This is a genomic window from Xanthomonas sp. D-99, assembly GCF_017746145.1.
In the GTDB taxonomy this organism is placed as follows: Bacteria; Pseudomonadota; Gammaproteobacteria; order Xanthomonadales; family Xanthomonadaceae; genus Xanthomonas; species Xanthomonas cissicola.
On record NZ_JAGHWU010000023.1, the window covers coordinates 118,462 to 138,841 of the forward strand.

21 protein-coding genes and 1 tRNA gene are annotated in these 20,380 nt (G+C 66.1%); 9 read left to right on the forward strand and 13 right to left on the reverse strand.

Annotation, left to right across the window (positions count from 1 at the left end; all coding sequences use genetic code 11):
- Window positions 1–4: 4 nt before the first annotated feature.
- The 8 genes from ychF to J7360_RS11440 form a co-directional block, all read right to left on the reverse strand.
- On the reverse strand, window positions 5–1,096 hold the full coding sequence (gene ychF, locus J7360_RS11405; RefSeq protein ID WP_007968859.1) for a redox-regulated ATPase YchF: 1,092 nt from the start codon (window positions 1,094–1,096) through the stop codon (window positions 5–7).
- Between the two features lie 74 nt (window positions 1,097–1,170).
- Window positions 1,171–1,755: an aminoacyl-tRNA hydrolase gene (gene pth, locus J7360_RS11410; protein WP_057662700.1), complete on the reverse strand. Its 585-nt coding sequence runs from the start codon at window positions 1,753–1,755 to the stop codon at window positions 1,171–1,173.
- 51 nt (window positions 1,756–1,806) lie between these two features.
- Window positions 1,807–2,442, reverse strand: a complete 636-nt coding sequence (locus J7360_RS11415) for a 50S ribosomal protein L25/general stress protein Ctc (protein WP_003486759.1) — start codon at window positions 2,440–2,442, stop codon at window positions 1,807–1,809.
- Between the two features lie 107 nt (window positions 2,443–2,549).
- Window positions 2,550–3,509, reverse strand: a complete 960-nt coding sequence (locus J7360_RS11420) for a ribose-phosphate diphosphokinase (RefSeq protein WP_003486761.1) — start codon at window positions 3,507–3,509, stop codon at window positions 2,550–2,552.
- 144 nt (window positions 3,510–3,653) lie between these two features.
- Window positions 3,654–3,730 (reverse strand) — tRNA-Gln (locus J7360_RS11425).
- Between the two features lie 3 nt (window positions 3,731–3,733).
- Window positions 3,734–4,621: a 4-(cytidine 5'-diphospho)-2-C-methyl-D-erythritol kinase gene (ispE, locus tag J7360_RS11430; RefSeq protein WP_007965850.1), complete on the reverse strand. Its 888-nt coding sequence runs from the start codon at window positions 4,619–4,621 to the stop codon at window positions 3,734–3,736.
- Entirely contained in the window at window positions 4,603–5,256 is a 654-nt protein-coding gene (lolB, locus tag J7360_RS11435) for a lipoprotein insertase outer membrane protein LolB (protein WP_057662699.1), read from the reverse strand. Before lolB ends, ispE begins: the two co-directional genes overlap by 19 nt.
- Window positions 5,253–6,941: a tetratricopeptide repeat protein gene (locus J7360_RS11440; protein ID WP_209033872.1), complete on the reverse strand. Its 1,689-nt coding sequence runs from the start codon at window positions 6,939–6,941 to the stop codon at window positions 5,253–5,255. The genes lolB and J7360_RS11440 overlap by 4 nt, the downstream gene beginning before the upstream one ends.
- A 65-nt stretch (window positions 6,942–7,006) precedes the next feature.
- Between J7360_RS11440 and hemA the strand changes: the two genes are divergently transcribed.
- From hemA to ppk2, 5 genes are all read left to right on the forward strand, one after another.
- Window positions 7,007–8,305, forward strand: coding sequence for a glutamyl-tRNA reductase (gene hemA, locus J7360_RS11445; protein ID WP_057662692.1), 1,299 nt, complete (start codon window positions 7,007–7,009; stop codon window positions 8,303–8,305).
- A complete protein-coding gene (gene prfA, locus J7360_RS11450) occupies window positions 8,283–9,368 on the forward strand; it encodes a peptide chain release factor 1 (protein ID WP_017155005.1) in 1,086 nt (361 codons plus the stop codon). Before hemA ends, prfA begins: the two co-directional genes overlap by 23 nt.
- Window positions 9,365–11,071 carry a tetratricopeptide repeat protein gene (locus J7360_RS11455; RefSeq protein WP_057662690.1) on the forward strand — a complete coding sequence of 569 codons (1,707 nt, stop codon included), beginning with the start codon at window positions 9,365–9,367 and terminating at the stop codon, window positions 11,069–11,071. The genes prfA and J7360_RS11455 overlap by 4 nt, the downstream gene beginning before the upstream one ends.
- Before the next feature lie 403 nt (window positions 11,072–11,474).
- Window positions 11,475–11,993, forward strand: a complete 519-nt coding sequence (moaB, locus tag J7360_RS11460; protein ID WP_007965858.1) for a molybdenum cofactor biosynthesis protein B — start codon at window positions 11,475–11,477, stop codon at window positions 11,991–11,993.
- 32 nt (window positions 11,994–12,025) lie between these two features.
- A complete protein-coding gene (gene ppk2 / locus J7360_RS11465; RefSeq protein WP_057662689.1) occupies window positions 12,026–12,808 on the forward strand; it encodes a polyphosphate kinase 2 in 783 nt (260 codons plus the stop codon).
- Here ppk2 and J7360_RS11470 read toward each other — a convergent pair.
- From J7360_RS11470 to J7360_RS11485, 4 genes are all read right to left on the reverse strand, one after another.
- Window positions 12,790–14,010 carry a hypothetical protein gene (locus J7360_RS11470; protein ID WP_007965861.1) on the reverse strand — a complete coding sequence of 407 codons (1,221 nt, stop codon included), beginning with the start codon at window positions 14,008–14,010 and terminating at the stop codon, window positions 12,790–12,792. The two genes, ppk2 and J7360_RS11470, sit on opposite strands and share 19 nt — an antisense overlap.
- Window positions 14,011–14,095: 85 nt before the next feature.
- Window positions 14,096–14,362, reverse strand: coding sequence for an acylphosphatase (locus J7360_RS11475; protein ID WP_057662686.1), 267 nt, complete (start codon window positions 14,360–14,362; stop codon window positions 14,096–14,098).
- Window positions 14,362–14,973: a TlpA disulfide reductase family protein gene (locus tag J7360_RS11480; protein WP_007965863.1), complete on the reverse strand. Its 612-nt coding sequence runs from the start codon at window positions 14,971–14,973 to the stop codon at window positions 14,362–14,364. Before J7360_RS11480 ends, J7360_RS11475 begins: the two co-directional genes overlap by 1 nt.
- On the reverse strand, window positions 14,970–16,247 hold the full coding sequence (locus tag J7360_RS11485) for a YihY family inner membrane protein (protein ID WP_007965865.1): 1,278 nt from the start codon (window positions 16,245–16,247) through the stop codon (window positions 14,970–14,972). The genes J7360_RS11480 and J7360_RS11485 overlap by 4 nt, the downstream gene beginning before the upstream one ends.
- 111 nt (window positions 16,248–16,358) lie before the next feature.
- Here J7360_RS11485 and wrbA point away from each other — a divergent pair, with 111 nt between their 5' ends.
- Window positions 16,359–16,955, forward strand: coding sequence for an NAD(P)H:quinone oxidoreductase (gene wrbA / locus J7360_RS11490; RefSeq protein ID WP_057662683.1), 597 nt, complete (start codon window positions 16,359–16,361; stop codon window positions 16,953–16,955).
- A complete protein-coding gene (locus J7360_RS11495) occupies window positions 16,952–17,296 on the forward strand; it encodes a DUF2069 domain-containing protein (protein WP_042675653.1) in 345 nt (114 codons plus the stop codon). Before wrbA ends, J7360_RS11495 begins: the two co-directional genes overlap by 4 nt.
- A 221-nt stretch (window positions 17,297–17,517) precedes the next feature.
- Here J7360_RS11495 and J7360_RS11500 read toward each other — a convergent pair whose 3' ends face one another.
- Entirely contained in the window at window positions 17,518–18,738 is a 1,221-nt protein-coding gene (locus J7360_RS11500) for a glycoside hydrolase family 30 beta sandwich domain-containing protein (RefSeq protein ID WP_209033874.1), read from the reverse strand.
- A gap of 513 nt (window positions 18,739–19,251) precedes the next feature.
- Here J7360_RS11500 and J7360_RS11505 point away from each other — a divergent pair.
- Both J7360_RS11505 and ybaK read left to right on the forward strand, forming a co-directional pair.
- Window positions 19,252–19,737 carry an asparaginase domain-containing protein gene (locus J7360_RS11505; protein WP_007965873.1) on the forward strand — a complete coding sequence of 162 codons (486 nt, stop codon included), beginning with the start codon at window positions 19,252–19,254 and terminating at the stop codon, window positions 19,735–19,737.
- Between the two features lie 4 nt (window positions 19,738–19,741).
- The gene (ybaK, locus tag J7360_RS11510) at window positions 19,742–20,215 is read left to right on the forward strand and encodes a Cys-tRNA(Pro) deacylase (protein WP_209033876.1); all 474 of its coding nucleotides are present in this window, start codon (window positions 19,742–19,744) and stop codon (window positions 20,213–20,215) included.
- Window positions 20,216–20,380 lie beyond the last annotated feature (165 nt).

A 20,380-nucleotide genomic window follows, 5' to 3' on the forward strand; every position in this document is an offset into this window, starting at 1 on the left:
CCGATCACACGTTGAAGCGGAAGTGCAGCACATCGCCTTCCTGGACACGGTATTCCTTGCCTTCCAGGCGCAGGCGCCCGGCATCGCGGGCGCCGGTTTCGCCGCGGTACTTGATGAAGTCATCGAAACCAATCGTTTCGGCGCGGATGAAGCCCTTTTCGAAATCGGTATGGATCACGGCAGCAGCCTGCGGCGCGGTCGAACCGGCCTTGACCGTCCAGGCACGCACCTCCTTGACCCCTGCAGTGAAATACGTCTGCAGGCCCAGCAGCGTGTAGGCCGCACGGATGACGCGATTCAAGCCCGGCTCTTCCAGACCGAGATCGGTCAGGAAGCTGTCGCGATCGGCATCGTCCAGCTGCGACAGCTCTTCTTCGATGGCCGCCGAGACCGGCACCACTTCGGCACCTTCGGCAGCCGCATGCGCGCGCACCGCATCCAGGTGCGGATTGTTCTCGAAGCCGTCTTCCAGCACGTTGGCGATGTACAGCACCGGCTTGAGCGTCAGCAGGAACAGATCGCGCACCAGCGCCTTTTCTTCCTCGTCCAGACCGGCGGCACGACCCGCCTTGCCGTCCGCTAACGCGGCCTGCAGTTTGGCCAGCACCGGCTTGCGCGCCGCTGCATCCTTGTCGCCGCCCTTGGCGCTGCGTTCGGCACGGTTGAGGGCCTTTTCCACGCTGTCCAGATCGGCCAGCGCCAGCTCGGTATCGATGGTTTCGATATCGGCGATCGGGTCGACCTTGTTGTTGACGTGGATGACGTCGTCGTTCTCGAAGCAACGCACCACGTGGGTGATCGCATCGACTTCGCGGATGTGCGCCAGGAACTTGTTGCCCAGACCTTCGCCGCTCGCCGCGCCGGCCACCAGGCCGGCGATATCGACGAACTCGACCGCGGTAGGAATCAGCTTTTGCGGCTTGACGATGTCAGCCAGCTGATTGAGACGCGGATCCGGCACCGGCACGATGCCGACGTTCGGCTCGATGGTGCAGAACGGGAAGTTGGCCGCAGCGATGCCGGCCTTGGTCAGCGCATTGAACAGGGTCGACTTGCCGACGTTGGGCAGGCCGACGATGCCGCATTTGATACCCATGGGTCACATCCGGGATTTGGGATTCGGGATTGGAGATTCGTCATGCCACATGGCCGCGAATCCCCAATCCCCAATCACGCATCCCTGCTGGTATGCAGGCGTTTCATCGCTTCGTTGAAATTGCCTTCCATCGCCAGCGGCAGCACATTGATGGCGGCGTCCACCGCAGCGCCGATCGCCGCATCGTCCTCGCGCCCTGCCCGCCCCAGCACCCAGGGCACCACGCGGTCCTTATGGCCGGGATGACCGATGCCAACGCGTAGACGGTGAAATTTGCCGTGCCCGAGCAGGCGGATGGTGTCGCGCAAGCCGTTTTGCCCGCCGTGACCGCCGTCGAACTTGAGCCGCGCGGTACCGGGCGCCAGATCCAGTTCGTCATGGGCGACCAGCAGGTGTTCGGGCTCGATCTTCCAGAACCGCAATGCGGCAGTGATCGACTTGCCACTGAGATTCATGAAGGTGGCCGGCTTGAGCAGCCAAACCGGCTGTCCCGCGATCTCGACCTTGGCGGTCTCGCCGAACAGCTTGCTGTCCAATGCCCAGCGGGCGCCACCGCGCTCGATGAGGGCATCGACGAAACGAAACCCGGCGTTGTGCCGGGTTTGCGCGTGTTCCGGACCGGGATTACCGAGCCCGACGATCAGGCGGAGTGCAGACATGCCAGTGACCGCAGCCGATCCCGCGCGCAATGCGAGGGATCGGCCGACGGATTACTTGGTCTCGGCGCCTTCGCTGCCTTCTTCGCCGGCAGCGTCGTCTTCCTCGATCCGCACGTGCTTGGCAGCAACCACGGCCACGTCGTGTTCCTTGCCCAGCTTCAGCTCCGGAATTTCGACACCGGCCGGCAGCTTGATTTCGGACAGGTGGATCACGTTACCCACTTCCAGTGCACCGAGGTCCACTTCGATGAACTCCGGCAGATCCTTCGGCAGGCAAACCACCTGAACTTCGTTGAGTTCGTGGGTGACGACCACTTCGCTCGACTTGCCGGCCGGCGAGGATGCTTCGTTGATGAAGTGCAGCGGCACGGCAGCACTGAGCTTCTCGTTGGCGCTAACGCGCTGGAAGTCGATGTGCATGATCAGCTGCTTGAACGGATGGCGCTGCATGTCGCGCAGCAGCACCTGCTGCACGTCGCCATTGAGGTTCAGGTCCAGGATGGACGAGTAGAACCACTCGTTCTGCTGGGCGAGCCAGATCTGCTCGTGGTTGAGCTGGATGCTGACCGGCTCGAGTTCGCCACCGTACACGATGGCCGGAATGACGCCAGCGTGACGCAGGCGGCGGCTCGCACCCTTCCCCTCGTCAGCGCGGCGCTCGACCTTGATTTCATGAGTCTTTGCCATTGGATTTCACTACCTGGTTGGAACACCGCCTCGCGGCGATGAAGCGTCTCACCCGCGACCAGGTGAGACGTGTGGCGGCACCCGGGAATCGGGCACCGAATGGGGCATCAGTCGACGTAAAGCGAGCTGACCGATTCGCCGAAGGCGATACGGCGGATGGTCTCGGCCAGCAGTTCGGCCACGCTCAGCTGACGAATCTTGGCGCAGGTGCGCGCCGCTTCGCTCAGCGGAATCGTGTCGGTGACCACCAGCTCGTCGAGCTGCGAATTGTTGATGTTGTCCACCGCCGGGCCGGAGAGCACCGGGTGGGTGATGTAGGCCACGACCTTGAGCGCACCGCGCTGCTTCAGCGCTGCGGCAGCGGCGCACAAGGTACCAGCGGTGTCGACCAGGTCGTCGACCAGCACGCAGGTCTTGCCCTGCACGTCGCCGATGATGTTCATCACGGTGGCCACATTGGCGCGCGGACGGCGCTTGTCGATGATGGCCAGATCCGCATCGTCCAGACGCTTGGCGACGGCGCGCGCGCGCACCACGCCGCCCACGTCGGGCGACACCACGATCAGGTTGTCGGTGCCGTAGGCGCGCCAGATGTCGGCCAGCAGCAGCGGCGAGGCGTAGACGTTGTCGACCGGCACATCGAAGAAACCCTGGATCTGGTCGGCATGCAGGTCGACCGTCAGCACGCGGTCCGCCTCCATGGCGCAGATCATCTTGGCAGCCACCTTGGCGGTGATCGGCACGCGCGAGGAGCGCATACGACGGTCCTGGCGCGAATAACCGAAATACGGGATCACCGCGGTAACGGACTGGGCGCTGGCGCGCTTGAGCGCGTCGATCAGCACCAGCAGTTCCATCAGGTTTTCGGCGCTGGGCGCACAGGTCGGCTGGATGACGAACACTTCCTGCCGACGCACGCTTTCTTCGATCTCCACCTGCACTTCGCCGTCGGAAAAACGCGTGACCAACGCCTTGCCCATGCGAACGCCCAGTTCCTTGCAGATGCTCTGGGCAAGCGGCTTGTTGGCATTGCCGGAGAACACCAGCAGATTACGTTGGTCTTGCATGAGATCTCTCGGGCGGCGGCGAAGAGCGTGCGGATCGATGGTGGAGCAGGACAAAGCCGAACCAATGCCGGGCTTTCGTTCGAGGTGTTGCAGACGGATCTGCAGTGAAACCTAGTGCAGGCGGACCTGCCTTTCTCGACAAACTGGCAGGGGCGGTAGGATTCGAACCTACGAATGCCAGGATCAAAACCTGGTGCCTTGGGCCTCTTGGCGACGCCCCTGCATCAAACTTGTCTCGCGTCCCGTGCGTCGAGCAACGGCGAGTGCGATGCACCCTCCGCCACCCACGCCCGCAGGCCGCCCGGCAACTGCGCCAGCGCCTGCTCTGCAGCAGCGCGCGTGGCGAATTCGACGAAACAGCCACTTCCCGACCCGGTCAACCGCGGTGTACCGACCCTGGAAAGCGCCTGGAACACGGCCTCGACGGCGGGTTCGCGGCGCCGCAGAACCGGCTCGAACGCATTGTCGAGCAGAGAACCGGAAGCGAAGTCCGCTATTTTCGCGGGCGCGGCATCCCGCGTCAATTCCTGTGATCGAAATAACGCTGGTGTCGGCACGTGAACGCCGGGATCGACCAGCAGATAAGCCGCTTCCGGCAGGGAAATCGGGGTCAGTTGTTCGCCCACGCCTTCGGCCCAGGCATTGTGGCCGCGCACGAAGACCGGCACGTCTGCGCCCAGCTGCAAGCCCAGCTCGGCCAGCGCATCGGCCGCCAGACCCAGGCCCCACAAGGCATTGAGCGCCACCAGCACGGTCGCCGCATCCGAGGAGCCGCCGCCGAACCCGCCGCCGGCCGGGATGCGCTTGTCGACCCGAATCTCCGCGCCCGCCTGGGTGCCGGTTGCCGACTGCAGCAGGCGCGCGGCGCGGATCACCAGGTCATCGTCTTCGGCCACACCGGGCAAACTCTCGCCCGCGCGGCGGATCTGGCCGCCGCGACGCACGCGAAGATGAACGGTATCCCCCCAGTCCAGCAGCCGGAACACGGTCTGCAGCAGGTGGTAGCCGTCGGCCCGGCGCCCGGTGATTTGCAGAAACAAATTCAGCTTGGCCGGCGCGGGCCAGGCCGACCAATCGCTTCCCGGCGCGTCCATCAGGGCGATACGGTCCATTGGTCGACCAGCAGGCGCACCTTGGCCTCGCCGTTACGGGCTTCGATCCGCTGCGGCAGCGCGGGCTGCTCGGCGCTGGCTGGCGTCCAGGCCAGAAAGTCGATCGTCCAGCCGTCCTGCTGCACGGTGCGCGGGCGCCCGGCGGCATCCAGGTCGACGCGTGCGGCGCCCGCATCGGCGATGCGCAGCGCGCGCACCCAGTCCGGCATCTGGTTGACCGGGATGGTCCAGCCGGTTGCTTCCAGCAGCACCTGCTCGGCATCGGGACCACTGCGCGGACCGCCATCCAGCCCTTCCAGCCGGCCGGCGCCACTGGTGGTGTCGCCGGTGAGCACCCAGCTTTGCCGGGTGACCGGCGCGCTGAGTTGCACGCGGTAGCGTGGGCCGTCCTGCTGCCAGTCGATGCGGCCGCTGCCGCCGTTGCGGTCCTTGCTGATCGCCACCCGGCCCTGGAAGGACCAGTGGGGATGCGCCTGCAACCAGGCCTGGCGAGCGGCTTCAGCCTGGCGCGCACTGTCGGAGACGTGATCGACCACCGCCGCCCCGCTGCCCTGCCCGCGCGGCACGCTGACGCAGGCCGACAGCCCGACCAGCACCAGCCCGCCCAGGGCCAGCGTTCGGACCATCTTGCTCATAGCCCGAACTTCTCCACGGCACGCTGCAGCGCACGGTTGTCGGGGTCGAGACGGCGCGCTTCATCGAAGTAGCGACGTGCTTCATCCTGCTTGCCGCTGACCCACAGCACTTCGCCCACGTGGGCCGCGATTTCCGGGTCCTTGACCAGCGCCCAGGCGCGGCGCAGTTGCACCAGGGCTTCCTTGGTGCGGCCCATCCGGTACAGCACCCAGCCATAACTATCGACGATGGCCGGGTTGTCCGGGTCGGCGGTGCGGGCGCGGTCGATCAGCGCCAACGCTTCCTTGCAGCGGGTAGTGCGGTCGGCCAGGGTGTAGCCCAGCGCGTTCAGGGCTGCGACGTTTTCCGGTTCGGTCACCAGGATCTTGCGCAGATCGGCCTCGGCACGCGGGACATCGTCGCGTCGCTCCCAGGCCAGCCCGCGGGCGTACAGCAACGCGCTATCGTCCGGGTAGGCGGCCAGGCCACGTTCGAACGCGTCCAGTTCGCCAGGTGCATCGTCGGCCCGCTGATGCAGCTCGGCTTCGAGCACGTAGGCGTCGCGGCGCGCGTCATCGTCGGCACTGGCGTCGCCCTGCAGGGCGCGGGCTTCGGCAAGCGCTTCGGGCTTGCGGCCCAGTTCGTACAAGGCGCTGGCGGCGCGCAGACGCGCCTCGCTGAGTTGCGGACCACCCGGCACGCCGCGATACCACTCCACCGCCTCGTCGTAGCGCTTGAGGAATTCGGCGATCTTGCCCAGCAGCAGACGGCGGTCCGGATCGGGCTTGGTGGCGTTGCTCTTGAGCTCGGCGTACAGCGCCTCCAGCGAGCTGCGGTCTTTTTCCTTGGCCAGCATCGAGGCACGCAAGCCATAGGTCTGGGTGTCCTGCGGCCCGGTCGAGAGCACGCGTGCAGCAGCTTCGGTCTGGCCCATGGCGTCGTAGGCGAACGCCAGCGCGCCGCGCAGCTCGGAATCCTTGACCGCCTGCGGTTCGATGTTCTTCAACAGCGTCAGCGCTTCGTCGTTCTTGCCTTCCTGCTGCAACTGGGTGGCATGCAGCAAGGCCACGCGCGGCTCTTCGGGGAAGCGGCGCACCACCTCGTCGACGATGCGCTTGGCCAGCGCCGGGCGCTCCATGCGCAGCGCGAGCCGGCCGAATTCCTGCCAGGCTTCGATCTGATTCGGGATGGCGCCGGCCTTGACCAGGTCTTCGAGCACGTCGGCCGAGGCTTCCGGCTCGCGACCGCCGTTGGCCAGGGCGATCAGCGCAAAGCGCCAGCCACGCGGATCGGGCTCCTTGAGCAGGCCGAGCAGGTCGCGGCGTGCGGTGCGCAGGTCGTTGCGGCGCAGGGCCAGCGAGGCCTCGGTGCTGCGCATGGACATCGACGACGGTGCGCGGGCGCGCCACAACGCCAGCGCCTCGATCGCGCGCGGGTCGTCGTTGGCCAGCATGGAGATGCGGGCGGCGCGCTCGGCCAGCCCGGCATCGCCGGCTTCGGCCTTGGCGGCGTCCAGGTAGGCGCGCGCGGCATCGTCCAGTTGCCCAGCCTGCAAGGCGAATTCGCCGGCGAGCACGGGTTCCAGCGACGAGGCGCCGGCACTGCTTGGCGGCGGAGCGGGCGGGGCTTTCTTGGGTGCTGCGGTGGCACTGGCGGAGACTGCGACCAGCAGAAGAACACACAGGATGCGAATCGGTACAGGCATCGGGGGCAACCGGGCCGTAAAATGGGGCCCTGAATGGCCGCCAGCTTATCGCAAGCAACTGAACAATGACGTTGTGGGTGCTCGGACTGAATCACCAGACCGCACCTGTGGACCTGCGCGAACGCGCGGCGTTCGCAGGTGATGCGCTGCCGCGCGCGCTCGAATCGCTGCGTGCGCTGCCCCAGGTAAGCGAGGCCGCGCTGCTGTCCACCTGCAACCGTACCGAGTTGTATGCGATGGCCGAGGAGGCGCACAGCCTGGTCACCTGGCTGGAAACCCACGCGCCCGGGCTGAGCGGTTATCTGTACCAGCACCAGGAAGCCGAGGCGGTGCGTCACCTGTTCCGCGTCGCCACCGGGCTGGATTCGATGGTATTGGGAGAACCCCAGATCCTCGGCCAGGTGAAGGACGCCTGGGCAGTGGCGCGGGCGCACGGCGCGCTGGGCAGCGGGTTGGACCGGCTGTTCCAACAGACCTTTTCGGTGGCCAAGCGCGCGCGTACCGACACCCGCGTGGGCGCAAATCCGGTGTCGGTCGCATCCACGGCGGTGCGGTTGGCACAAGACTCGTTTGCCCGGCTCAACGAATCGACGGTGTTGCTGATCGGTGCCGGCGAAACCATCGAACTGGCGGCCAAGCATCTGAGCGAAGGCCGCGTGCGCCGCCTGCTGATCGCCAACCGCACCCTCGCCCACGCGCAGACGCTCGCCAGCCAGCACGGCGGCTTCGCCTTGCCGCTGACCGATCTGGAACGCCACCTGGCCGAGGCGGATGTGGTGTTTTCGGCCACCGCTGCACGTGAGCCGCTGGTGACACGCGCACAGGTGGAACAGGCATTGCGCGCACGCAAGCGCAAGCCGATGCTGCTGTTCGACCTGGCAGTGCCGCGCGATATCGAGGCCTCGGTGGGTGAGTTGAGCGACGCCTACCTGTACACGGTGGATGACCTGGAACGCGCGGTCGAAGACAACCGCCGTGGCCGCCGCGAAGCGGCCGACCAGGCCGAAGCCATCATCGACCTGCAAGTGGCGCGCTATGTCGAAACCTTGCAGGCCAACGCGCGCCAGGCACCGCTCAAGCGGCTGCGCGCCTTCGGCGATAGCACCCGCGACGAGCTGCTGGCCAAGGCGCGCCAGCAGTTGCACAACGGCAAACCGGCCGACGAAGTGCTGGAGCAGCTGGCGCATGCGCTGACCAACCGCCTGCTGCATCCGCCCACCGCCGCACTACGCGATGCGGCGCTCAACAACGACCTGGAATTGACCACTGCGGCCGACCGGCTGTTTCCGGAAAAACCGGGTTACCAACATCCCCCCATAGCTACCCCGATCGTGAGGACCGATGACGCCGACCCTGCGCCGTAAGCTCGAAGCGCTGGCCGAGCGCCGCGAAGAACTGCAGCACCTGCTCTCCGACCCCGATGTGGTGGGCAACAACGACACGTTCCGTACGCTTTCGCGCGAACTGTCGCAACTGGAGCCGGTGGCGGTGGCGCTGGAAGAGGAGGCGCGCGCCAAGGCCGACCTGGCCACGGCCGAGGCGCTGCGCAACGACCCGGAGATGCGCGAGCTGGCCGAAGAGGAAATGGCCGCTGCACAGGCGCGCCTGGAACACCTCGATGCACAGCTGGCCGCGCTGCTGGTACCGCGCGACCCACGCGACGACGGCAACCTGTTCCTGGAAGTGCGCGCCGGCACTGGCGGTGACGAAGCGGCGATCTTTGCCGGCGACCTGTTCCGCATGTACGCACGCTACGCCGAGCGCCAGGGCTGGAAGGTGGAAATCGAATCCGACAGTCCCGGCGAGCACGGCGGCTACAAGGAGGTGGTGGCGCGGGTGGTCGGGCGCGGTGCGTATTCGCGCCTGAAGTTCGAATCCGGCACCCATCGCGTGCAACGCGTACCGGCAACCGAATCGCAAGGCCGTATCCACACCTCGGCCGCAACGGTGGCGATCATTCCCGAAGCCGACGACGTGGAAGAGATCACGATCAATCCAGCCGATCTGAAAGTGGACACGTTCCGCTCGTCCGGTGCGGGCGGCCAGCACGTCAACAAGACCGAATCGGCGATCCGCATCACCCACGTGCCCAGCGGGGTGGTGGTGGAATGCCAGACCGAGCGCAGCCAGCATGCCAATCGCGACAAGGCGATGAAGCGATTGAAGGCGCAGTTGCTGGACACCGAACGCAGCAAGGCGGCAGCGGCCGAAGCGCAGACGCGCAAGTTGCAGGTGGGCAGCGGCGACCGCAGCCAGCGCATTCGTACCTATAGCTTTCCGCAGGGTCGCATCACCGACCATCGCGTCGAAGGGCTGACCTTGTACGACCTGCCCAACATCATCGAAGGCGATCTGGATGCATTGATCGGGAGGCTGCTGCACGAACATCAAGCCGACGAACTGGCACGGTTGAGCGATAGCCCGTGAGTGCGCAGTTCCCGCGCGAGCTGCTACAGCTGCGCGAGCACGTGCGACGCCAGCCCGGCGATTTCGTCGCCTGGTTGATGCTGGCCGATGCCGAGCTGGGCATGGGCGTCACCGCTGCCGGCGAGACTGCCGTGCAGCGCGCGCTGGCGCTGCATCCGGGCCATCCAGAAGCGGTGGCGCGGCTGGGACGGGTGCGCTGGGCGCAACAGCGCCATGCAGAAGCGGCCACGCTGCTCCAACAGGCCTCGGACCTGGTCCCGCAGCATCCGGGGATCGCCCTGTGGCTTGGGCACGCGCTCGAAGATGCAGGCCAACCGGAACAGGCCGCGGCCGCCTATACGCGCGCCCATCAGCTGCTGCCCGACGAGCCCTATATCACCGCACAACTGCTCAACTGGCGACGCCGCTTATGCGATTGGCGCGAACTGGAATCGCTGGCTGCACAGGTGCGCACCGCAGTCACGCAAGGCGAAGCGGCCGTGGAGCCTTTCGCGTTCCTGAGCGAGGACGCCAGCGCTGCGGAGCAGCTGGCGTGCGCCCGCACCCGCGCGCAGGCGATTGCCTCTTCCGTGCGCCCGCTGCCAGCGGCAACGCTGCGCAGCCGCGGCACGCTGCAACTCGGATTCGTGTCCAACGGCTTTGGCGCTCACCCGACGGGCTTACTGACGGTGGCCTTGTTCGAAGCGTTGCAGCGACGCCAGCCGGACCTGCAGGTGCAATTGTTTGCAACCAGCCCGGACGATGGCAGCGACATTCGCGCGCGCCTGGCGCAGGCAACGCGCATGCACGATGTCACCGCGCTGGGGCATCTGGCAACCGCGCAACATATCCGCAACCAGGGCATCGATCTGCTGTTCGATCTGCGCGGCTGGGGCGGTGGCGGACGACCGGAAGTCTTCGCATTGCGGCCGGCACCGGTGCAGCTCAACTGGCTGGCGTATCCGGGCACATCTGGCGCGCCGTGGATGGATTATGTGCTTGGTGACGCCATCGCGTTGCCGACGTCGCTGGAGCCGTTCTACAGCGAACGGGTGCTGCGCCTGCCGCGCGCATTTCAACCATCGGACACCTCGCGCACGGTGGCCGAAGCGCCATCGCGCGCGCAGTGCGGGCTGCCGGATCACGCTGTGGTGCTGTGCTGCTTCAACAACAGTTACAAGCTCAATCCACGCAGCATGGCGCGCATGCTGGCGGTGCTGCGCGCGGTGCCCGGCAGCGTGCTGTGGCTGCTGTCCGGCCCGGGCCAGGCCGATGCGCGAATGCGTGCAGCAGCGCAGGCACAGGGCGTGGACGCGCAGCGGTTGGTCTTCATGCCGAAACTGCCGCATCCGCAGTATCTGGCGCGCTATCGACATGCGGACCTATTTTTGGATACGCATCCGTACAACGCGCACACCACCGCCTCCGATGCGTTATGGGCAGGTTGCCCGGTCTTGACCACACCTGGTCAGACGTTTGCCGCGCGTGTGGCCGGCAGCCTGAATCATCATCTGGGGCTGGATGAAATGAATGTGGCCGATGACGCTGCATTCGTGGCCACGGCGGTAGCGTTGGCGAGTGACCCGGCGGCACTGAGTGCGTTGCGTGCACGGGTGGCGGAGCGTCGGCGCGAGTCGGGCGTGTTCAATATGGATGGGTTTGCGGATGCATTCGGAGAATTGATGCGTGGGGTCGCGGGAACGCATGGTTGGTTAGGGGTTTAGCAACGGCCTCTACGTTATGGATCGCCGTCTGCCGCCGTACCCTGACCTCAACTTCCGCGCCTTGCCCTGGCCCGCGCTTGCGGCGCGGGCGCTCAAGGCACGTGCGCCCATGGCGCGCAGGCCGTACCTCCTCGCCCCGGGCGGGAGAGCGGTTTAAAAGCGTCATTGAATTTCTTCGAGACCTTTTCAGGCCATGGAAACAACCTGCCGAGGCCGCAGCATGGCCGGGGCTTGGCACAGAGCGGCACACGGATCTGCCGCGACGGCGAATCAGACGGATGTCTGCCGAGCCGAGGAGCCGATCCCCGGCCGCGCTATCGCACTGACCGAAGCCAGCAGCTGAGTTGTGCGGCTTCACGCCGTGGTGCTGTACCCGGCCGCCCCGGCTCGCTAGGCTTGAGGCATGCCTTCCACTCTCGACTTCATTTCCTTGCGCCTGTGTGTGCTGACGGTGTCCGACAGCCGCACCCTGGCCGAGGACCGCTCCGGCGATTACCTGGCCGATGTCCTTACCCATGAAGGCCACGTCCTGCACGAACGTGCACTGTGCCCGGACGACCGTTACCGGATGCGTGCGATCGTCTCCGGCTGGATCGCAGATGCGCAGGTGGATGGGATCCTGATCACCGGTGGCACCGGTTTTACGGGTCGCGACAGCACCCCGGAAGCGATCACCCCGTTGCTGGACAAGGTCATGCCTGGCTTCGGCGAGATGTTCCGCGCGATCAGCGTGGAAGAAATCGGCACCTCCTCACTGCAGTCGCGCGCCTTTGCCGGGCTGGCCAATCACAGCTTCGTGTTCTGCCTGCCCGGCTCCACCTCGGCCTGCCGCACGGCCTGGGAAAAGATCGTGCGCGCGCAGCTGGATGCGCGCACCAAGCCCTGCAATCTGGCGACATTGCGTCCACGCTTGGGCGAATAGCCTGCGCGCTTTCCACCGCTGCTGGAACGCGCATGTCGCACTTGAAACGCAAGGCTTATAAAAAATTGCTGGCGCCAATGCAGTTGGAACTGGTGGACATGGCGCGCTGGTTGCGCCACACCAACCAGCGTGCCCTGGTCCTGGTGGAAGGCCGCGACACCGCCGGCAAGGGCGGCGTCATCCAGACCATCGCCAGCCACCTCAACCCACGGCAGTGTCGCGTGGTGGCGCTGCCCAAGCCCAACGACCGCGAAAGCACGCAGTGGTATTTCCAGCGCTACGTCACGCACCTGCCGGCCGCCGGCGAACTGGTGCTGATGGATCGCAGCTGGTACAACCGCGCCGGCGTCGAGAAGGTGATGGGCTATTGCACCGACGCGCAATACGACCTGTTCCTGGAGCAGGCGCCACGCTTTGAACAGATGCTGGTCGACGACGGCATCCTGCTGTTCAAGTACTGGTTGTGCGTGGACCAGGCCGAGCAGGAAAAGCGCTTTGCCGAACGCCGCGAAGACCCACTCAAGGGCTGGAAGCTGTCGCCGGTGGACCTGCAGTCACGCACCAAATACGACGACTACACCGCCGCGCGCGAACGCATGCTGGAGGCGACGCATACGCCCGAGGCACCGTGGACGCTGGTGGATTTCAACGACCAGAAGCGTGGCCGCTTGAGCCTGATCCGCGATCTGCTGGACCGGCTACCGGACACCGCTGTGCCCGATGCGCTGGTGCAGCTGCCGCCATTGCCCGGCAAGCTGCACAAGGAACGCTATGGCGTACTGGAACCGATTGACGATTACGCCGCCCAGTCCTGAGAGACTTCGTCGCTGGCGGCCGTGGCACGCGGTAGCGGGTGCAGGCCGGCCTGACGTTCGACCTGCTCGGCCTGCAGCACCAGCTGGCTCAGACGCTGACTGAACAATTGCATGAAACCGCGATGCAGCGGGCGCATCGCTTCCATGTAGTCCACATCGTCGGCCTGCGCACCGAGTGGGCTGCAGGACGACAGCAGCACTTCGTCCAGGCGCAACGCGCTGTCGGGCAGGCGTACCAGTGCGGCGCGGCGGAGCCAGTCGCGCATGCCTTCGCGGTACTCGGCGGCCAGGATGTAGGCCACTTCGACCTGGTCCAGGTCCACATCCGGGTTCCATGCCAGCACCTGGATCACCTGCGAACGCTCGTCCAGCATGCGACCTTCGGCGACCAGTGCATGCAATTGCTGCAGCAGGCGCCATTGCACGCCGGCGGCCTCGCGTTGGGCGGTCGGCATGGTCTCGATGGCCAGCGCCAGACGCCGCGCAAACAACGCCGGCACCTCGGACAGCACGATCGGGCCGGCATCGGCGCCGAGCAGAAAACGTTCGGTGCGCAGGGCCGCGGTGTCGGGCAGATAGCCGTCCTGCAGTGGGCGCATCACGCCGTGGTCGAGCAGCGACAGCACCACATCCAGCCAGTAGCGGCGTTCCTGCTGCAGCGTGCGGTTGGCGGCGGCGTTGTGCCAGGCCTGACGCACATCGTCCAGGCGCACGATGCAGGACTGCGCATCCAGCCCGTCCCACGGTGCGCGGGTGGCGTCGTTGGGGTCGAAGGTTTCCGCGCTGAGCATGCCGCCGCCGAAGCGGTGCCAGGCTGCGCCACGCTGGGCGCCGGCCGGGTCCGGTCTGGCCGCGGCCACGGGCGTTGCGGTGGCCGGGCGCAGGAGTGCGGCGTAGGCATCGGCCCACGAATCGGGCAAGCGCGCCGACAGCGGGTAGCTTGCCGAGGGCTGAACCAGCCCCTGGCGTGCCAGACGCAGGCTCCACACCACTGCGCCGATCACGATGCCGCTAAAGACCCAGGCCAGCAGCCAGCTGGTTGCCGCCTGTCCGGTTTGTAGCACGCGAGTTTGCGGGTGCAGAAACAACAACCAGCCGCTGCCCAGCAGGACACCGAGATACAGCCACGGCGCCAGCTGGCGGTTGCGGCGATGCGCGGGCAGGTCGTGCCCGTCGTTGCGGTCTTGAGATGGAGCGGCCATTACATTCCCCGTGCACGCCTGATCGCGTTGACAGGGTTATCGGCGAGGCAACCCAACTCTGTTGCCCCGCTTCAGTAGCGCACGCTCACCCAGTTACAAAGTCTTCAGTCGGCAGAACCGCGCAGACCGTGCGCGTGACCGCCGCGACCGTGGCGGCCGGCGGGCCCTGCCATAGCCATGCTTCCAAAGCGTCCAGCGCCGCCGCGCTACCGGCGGCGACCACGTCCACGCTGCCGTCGGCCTGGTTGCGGGCATGCCCGACCAGACCGAGTGCCAGTGCGCGTTGACGGGTGGAAGCGCGGTAATACACGCCCTGCACCATCCCGCTCACCACAAAACGCGCGGCCTGCATCAACCCGCCTTGCCGGTGATGCCGACGGCCGCTTCGATATCGCGTGCGGTCACCGGCCCAAGGAATTGTTTGGCGACCTTGCCATCCGGGCCGATCAGGTAGGTCATCGGCAGGCCGCGCGGGGTGGCGAAGTCCTGTGGCGGCTGGTACGGGTCGAGGATGGCGATCGGGTAGGACACCGGGTGGTCCTTCAAGAATGCCTGCATGTCGGCGCTGGTGATGTCTTCGTAGGCCAGACCCACCACCTCGACGGTGTCGCGCATGGTGTGCAGCGCCGACAGTTCGGGCATTTCCTTCAGGCACGGCGCGCACCAGGTAGCCCAGAAATTCACCACCACCCATTTGCCGCGGTGCGCGGCCAGGTCGTAGGTCTCGCCGGTCACGGTCGGCAGCGAGAGCTTGGGCATCTGGGCGGTCTGCTGCACCACCGAGCTGTTGGGAGGTGCGGCCGGGTCGGCGGGCGTGGCCGGTGCAGTCGGCGTCTGGGTGGTGGTGGCAGGCGCGGTGCCGTTGCCGGCAGCAGGTGTACCTTCGCCCGTGGGCTTGCAGGCGGTCAGCATCAACAATGGCAACAGCAGCGCACAGGCGCTGCGGACAAGACGCACGGTCATGGAGGATCTCCGGGAAGGTGGGTGTAAAGGTCGCCGACCGGCTGCGCCAGCACGCTGCGCAAGGGTTGGCGCAGCTGTTCCAGCGCCGCGGCGGCGGCCTGGCCGAATGCATCGTCGCGGCACGGCAATGGGCGGTCTTCGATCGGCACGCGCAGCTGGCAGTTTTCGTAGAGTTCGGCCAGGGGCACCACATCCAGATCGCGCGCCAGCAGCCACTGCCCGCGCTCGTCGCGACGCAGCAGGCGGATACGCTTGAGCTCGCACAGCAGTTCCTGCATCAGCGTGTCGGTGAGCATCGGCTCCAGCGCCAGGATGCGGTCTTCGTCCAGGCCATTGCCGTGGACGCGCGCCTGGCTGAAGCGGCCGAGCAGACGCAGCAGGCCGTAGATCTCGAAGCCCGGCGGCAGACGCATGGCCTCGGGCTGGTAACGGAACGCGGACATCGACGAGGCCAGCGAGGCGCCCAGCAGCACCGACACCCAGCTCAGGTAGATCCACAACAACAGGATCGGCAGTGCCGACAGCGCGCCGTAGATGCGTTGGTAAGTCTGGAAATTGCCGAGGTAAAAGCCAAAGCCCCACTTGACGATTTCCATCAGGATCACCGCCAGCAGCGCGCCCGGCAGCGCATGCCGCAGCCGCACCACGTGCTGCGGCACCACGCGGTAGATCAGCACGATGCACACGAACTCCACCGCCATCGGCGCCAGCCGCCAGGCAAATTCGGCCAGCCACTGGCCTTCGGTGGTGCGGAATAGCGGCAGCGCGAACACGTAGGCCGCCATCGCCATCGAGGCGGCGGCCAGCATCGTGCCCAGCGTCAGCACCGTCCAGTAGATCAGGAAGCGCGTCACCTTGGGGCGCGCGGCGGCGACCCGCCAGATGCTGTTGAAGGTTTGTTCGATGCTGTGCAGGGTGATCAGCAGCGAGGCCACCAGCGCGACCATGCCGGCCACGGTGAACTTGCCCAGGTCTTCCAGCGAGCGGTTGAGATAGTTCTGCACCGAGCGCGCCGCGCCGGGCACGAAATTGTTGAAGATGAAGTCGGTGAGCGCGTCCTTCCACTCGTTGAAGGCCGGAAACGCCGAGAGCACGCCGAACACCACGATCGCCAGCGGCACCAGCGCGAACACGGTGGTGTATGCCAGCGAGGCAGCCGCCTGGAACAACCGGTCGTCCAGGAAGCGGCGCCACAGAAAGCGCCCGAAGCTCACCGTCCGCGCGCGGTCGCGTAGACGTTCTTTCCATTGGTGGAGTTTGTTCACACGCGACATCGCGCAAGGGTACCCGATGCGCCGTCATCGCGGCCTTGCCGCAACTGCGGCGTGCAGCAGCAGGCTGGCTTGGCCGATACTGCGGCAATTCATACAGGCGGTGGATGCGCGATGGCAGAGATTTTGGTGCTGTATTACAGCCGGGGCGGTTCGGTGGCGCGGCTGGCGCGGCAGATCGCGCGCGGCATCGGCGAAGTGCCCGGCATGAGCGCGCGGCTGCGCACCGTTCCACCGGTGGCTGCGGTCACCCAGACCAGCGCCCCGCCGGTGCCGGACGAAGGCGCGCCCTATGTAGACCGCGCCGATCTGGCCGAGTGCAGCGGCCTGCTGCTTGGCAGCCCCACCCGCTTCGGCAACATGGCCGCACCGATGAAGCACTTCCTCGACAGCCTGGGCGCCGAATGGGCCAGCGGCACCCTGGCCGGCAAGCCGGCCGGCGTTTTCACCTCCACCGCCTCGATGCATGGCGGCCAGGAATCCACCCTGCTGTCGATGCATCTGCCGCTGCTGCATCACGGTTGCCTGATCGTGGGGATTCCGTTTACCGAAGCCGCGCTCAGCCACACTACAAGCGGCGGCACGCCGTATGGCGCCAGCCATGTCTCCGGTGCCGGCGGCGACCCGCAACCGAGCGAGGACGAAGCACTGCTGGCGCGTGCGCTGGGCCGCAGGGTGGCCGATATCGCGCGGCGGCTGGCAACCCCGTGAGCGTGCGCGCCATGCATTGGCTGCTGAGCGCCGCGCTGCTGGCGCTGGCGGCGTTGTTTGCGGTGTGGTTTCACGACGACCCGCGCCCACTGGCCGCGCTCATCGTGTTCGTGCTGCCGGCCGCGCTGACCGGCGTGCTGGCAGTGCGCAGTGCGCGTGCCCGCTTCTGGGCCGGCGTGTTCGCGCTGGGCTGGTTCAGCCACGGCGTCATGGCCGCCTGGAGCCAGCCGCAGGCACGTGGAATGGCGTGGCTGGAACTGCTGCTCGCCCTGGCGGTCGTGGGCCTGGTCGGCGGCCCCGGCATGGCGGCGCGCTTGGGCAGGACGCGCCCGCCACGTTGACCGGCAGATCGAACAAACCGCGTGCGCAGCTGCGCGATGCAACTGGGCATGCGTCCGCTTGAAGGCGTCAACCGCAGCCACCCAACGCAGCCATTCAACCAAGTTCGATCATCGTCAGGCGGGCGCAGCCGGGGCTCAGGGTGGCGTGCACACGCCTCCACGCCGATCCCTGCGCGCCGTCCACGCCACCTGACGAGGACTTGCGGCGTTTCGGTTTCCGCTCAGTTTCCGACCAGCGTGGCCACGCTCTGCGGGTCGACATACAGCGAGGTCTTGCCGTTGACCACGCTGTAGTTGCCGCCGAACCCGACATTGAGCGTGCCCGAGGTGCTGTATTTGGCGAAGTGCGTGGCAGTGCCGGACGGTAGTGTCAGGTCCAGCCGCTGGTGGCCGGTACCGGTGTTGACCGCCACCACCACCAGCTTGTTGTCCGGCGTGCGGTAGGCGGTCACCGAGACATCGCTATACGGGTGTTCGGTGGCGCCGACCCGCACCGACCCTGGCCGTACGAAGCGCGCGAACTGCGACATCGCATAGCCGCGCTTGCTCACTGCGCCGTTTTCGCTGATCAGCCCGTAGCTGCGCCGGATGTACCACCAGATGTAGGCGTTGAAATTGGCCGCCATGCTGGCATGCAGTTCGCTGGCCACTCCCAATGCCGACGGCCATGCATTGCCATCGGTGTTGTCGGTGTAATGCTCGGTCATCCACACCTGCTTGCCCTTGCTGCGCGCCAAGGCATAGTCGCGCGGCTTTGCGCCATACAGATGGCCGGCCACGATGGAGGTGGCCTGATTGGCGGCGGTGTTGTTGAGGACCGGGTCGGTGATGGAGAAGTTGAACCCCACCGACTCGCCGACGATGACCTTGAGGCTACCGAACTTGCTGCCTTCGCTCACGAGATAGTTGACGAAGTCACTGCCGCTCCAGTCGGCCGATTCGTAATCCGGGTGCCAATCCGGCTCGTTTTGCAGGGAAATCGCATACAGCGGCGCGCCTTTGCCCGACATGTAATTAGCGAAATCCAGCAGGTGCTGGGTGTAGGCGCCGTAGTAATTGGGCAGCAGTTTGCCGCCATTGATCAGGCTGTTGTTGGACTTCATGTAAGCCGGCGGCGTCCATGGGGTTGCGAACACCAGCCCGCCCAGCGCACGCACCCGCGTCGCCGTCGGCACCTGGGTCGCCCAGCCTGAGCTGGAGGGGTCGATGCGCATGCGCAGGATCGACAGCCCGATCTGCCCGGTGCCGCTGCCATAAGCCAGATCCACCTGTGCGGGTGTCAGGTCGTTGATCCAGCCGGCGCCATTCATACCGCCGAACCCGCGCACCGTCTGGTAGGTCTGCGTGGGCGTGATCGTCACCGTCTGCGCGGCGGCGTGGCCCGCCAGCAGCACAGCCATCGCGCAGGTGAGCGCGCGCAACATCGACATGGACTTGTTCATGAGGCTCTCCGGGAGGGGATGGCGACGGCAACGCTGCACCGACGACTCGCCGACTATCGACCGCATGAATGTCAAGTCAATTTCAGTAATTTCTCTTTATTGAGTCCGTGACGTAGCACACGCGCGTAGCGCAGCGGAGTGGTGCGTGGATCACACTGCGTTTTGCGCTGCCGCATGTGGAGGCTGGGCACCGGCGACGCCGAGGCAACGCGTTCAACCCTAGCGCCGGCTGCAAGCTGACGTCGCGCAAGCACCACATGGGGCAGGGATACGCCCCGGGGTCACAACAATCGCTGCGCCTCGAACCTGCAGTCACCCTTGCGCGTGCCGGCGTGCGCCTGCGCCACACCATCTCAATCGGATGCAGCGCCGCCACACATTCGGCAACCGAGCGCAAGTCTCGACCACGCTGGTTTATGGCGATGGCTACCTTACTGCCAGTCTCCTGGCCGGGCGGTATCATGGCGGCCCGCGCGCGGCCTGCGCCGCGTTAGCCCTACAGGATCCGCAGCAATGGAAGACCTCCTGATCGTCACCACCGGTGGCACGATCGACAAGATCTACTTCGACGACAAATCGGACTACCAGATCGGCGACCCGCAGATCGGTCAGATTCTGAAAGAACTGGGCGTGACGTTTCGTTTTTCGGTGATTCCGATCATCCGCAAGGATTCGCTGCACATCACCGATGCCGACCGCGAACTGATCCGCGCCACCATCGCCGCCCAGCCCACCCGCCACGTGCTGATCACCCACGGCACCGATTCGATGGTGGAAACCGGCAAGGTGCTGCAGACCATCGCCGACAAGACCATCGTGATGACCGGCGCATTGAATCCGGCGCGCTTTCGCGGCTCGGATGCCGAATTCAATATCGGTTGCGCTGTCGGTGCAGTGCAATCGCTGCCGGCAGGCGTTTATATCGCCATGAACGGCCGCATCTGGAATCCGGAAAAGGTGCGCAAGAACGTGGCTGCAAACCGCTTCGAATCGGTCTGAGCGCATGAGCAAGGCCACACGCGCCACCAAGGCGCTGGACGCGGCCGGCGTAGGGTATGTGTTGCATCCTTACGACTACCAGGCCGATGCCGATGCGAAGGGATTGCAAGCCGCAGATGCGTTGGGCCTGCAGCCGCATACCGTGTTGAAGACGCTGATGGCATGGGTCGACGACAAGGCGGTGTGCGTGGTGATTCCATGCGACCGCCGGGTGTCGTTGAAGAAACTGGCCAGCGCCTACGGCGGCAAGTCGGCACGCATGATGGACGTGGCCGATGCCGAGCGGCGCACCGGTTACAAGGTCGGCGGTATCAGCCCGCTCGGCCAGCAACGGCAGGTGCCGGTGCTGGTCGAAATCACGGCGTTGGACGCACCGGCGCTGTGGATCAACGCCGGCCAGCGGGGACTGCTGCTGGAATTGCCCGGCACCCAGCTGGTGCATGCACTCGCCGCAAGCGCTTGTGCGCTGTGCGAGTGAACGCGTAAACGCGATGCCGCGCGTATCGGACGGTATGCGCGCTACGCATCTGGGACTGGACTCACGCGATGCTCTCGGCGGATCGCCTGCATTGATTTCGATCTTCCACCGATGTCTCCGCATTGCACGCATGCAGCACTGCCGCACTAGGGAAGGTCTGATCAA

Excerpts from the sequence above, each read along its gene's own strand:
- moaB (WP_007965858.1), top strand. The coding sequence starts at position 11,475 with ATGCCTTCCACTCTCGACTTCATTTCCTTGCGCCTGTGTGTGCTGACG.
- hemA (WP_057662692.1), top strand. The coding sequence starts at position 7,007 with ATGACGTTGTGGGTGCTCGGACTGAATCACCAGACCGCACCTGTGGAC.
- ispE (WP_007965850.1), bottom strand. The coding sequence starts at position 4,621 with ATGGACCGTATCGCCCTGATGGACGCGCCGGGAAGCGATTGGTCGGCC.
- ppk2 (WP_057662689.1), top strand. The coding sequence starts at position 12,026 with ATGTCGCACTTGAAACGCAAGGCTTATAAAAAATTGCTGGCGCCAATG.
- J7360_RS11500 (WP_209033874.1), bottom strand. The coding sequence starts at position 18,738 with ATGAACAAGTCCATGTCGATGTTGCGCGCGCTCACCTGCGCGATGGCT.
- pth (WP_057662700.1), bottom strand. The coding sequence starts at position 1,755 with ATGTCTGCACTCCGCCTGATCGTCGGGCTCGGTAATCCCGGTCCGGAA.
- prfA (WP_017155005.1), top strand. The coding sequence starts at position 8,283 with ATGACGCCGACCCTGCGCCGTAAGCTCGAAGCGCTGGCCGAGCGCCGC.
- ybaK (WP_209033876.1), top strand. The coding sequence starts at position 19,742 with ATGAGCAAGGCCACACGCGCCACCAAGGCGCTGGACGCGGCCGGCGTA.
- lolB (WP_057662699.1), bottom strand. The coding sequence starts at position 5,256 with ATGAGCAAGATGGTCCGAACGCTGGCCCTGGGCGGGCTGGTGCTGGTC.
- J7360_RS11415 (WP_003486759.1), bottom strand. The coding sequence starts at position 2,442 with ATGGCAAAGACTCATGAAATCAAGGTCGAGCGCCGCGCTGACGAGGGG.
- J7360_RS11485 (WP_007965865.1), bottom strand. The coding sequence starts at position 16,247 with ATGTCGCGTGTGAACAAACTCCACCAATGGAAAGAACGTCTACGCGAC.
- wrbA (WP_057662683.1), top strand. The coding sequence starts at position 16,359 with ATGGCAGAGATTTTGGTGCTGTATTACAGCCGGGGCGGTTCGGTGGCG.
- J7360_RS11480 (WP_007965863.1), bottom strand. The coding sequence starts at position 14,973 with ATGACCGTGCGTCTTGTCCGCAGCGCCTGTGCGCTGCTGTTGCCATTG.
- ychF (WP_007968859.1), bottom strand. The coding sequence starts at position 1,096 with ATGGGTATCAAATGCGGCATCGTCGGCCTGCCCAACGTCGGCAAGTCG.
- J7360_RS11440 (WP_209033872.1), bottom strand. The coding sequence starts at position 6,941 with ATGCCTGTACCGATTCGCATCCTGTGTGTTCTTCTGCTGGTCGCAGTC.
- J7360_RS11475 (WP_057662686.1), bottom strand. The coding sequence starts at position 14,362 with ATGCAGGCCGCGCGTTTTGTGGTGAGCGGGATGGTGCAGGGCGTGTAT.
- J7360_RS11470 (WP_007965861.1), bottom strand. The coding sequence starts at position 14,010 with ATGGCCGCTCCATCTCAAGACCGCAACGACGGGCACGACCTGCCCGCG.
- J7360_RS11505 (WP_007965873.1), top strand. The coding sequence starts at position 19,252 with ATGGAAGACCTCCTGATCGTCACCACCGGTGGCACGATCGACAAGATC.
- J7360_RS11420 (WP_003486761.1), bottom strand. The coding sequence starts at position 3,509 with ATGCAAGACCAACGTAATCTGCTGGTGTTCTCCGGCAATGCCAACAAG.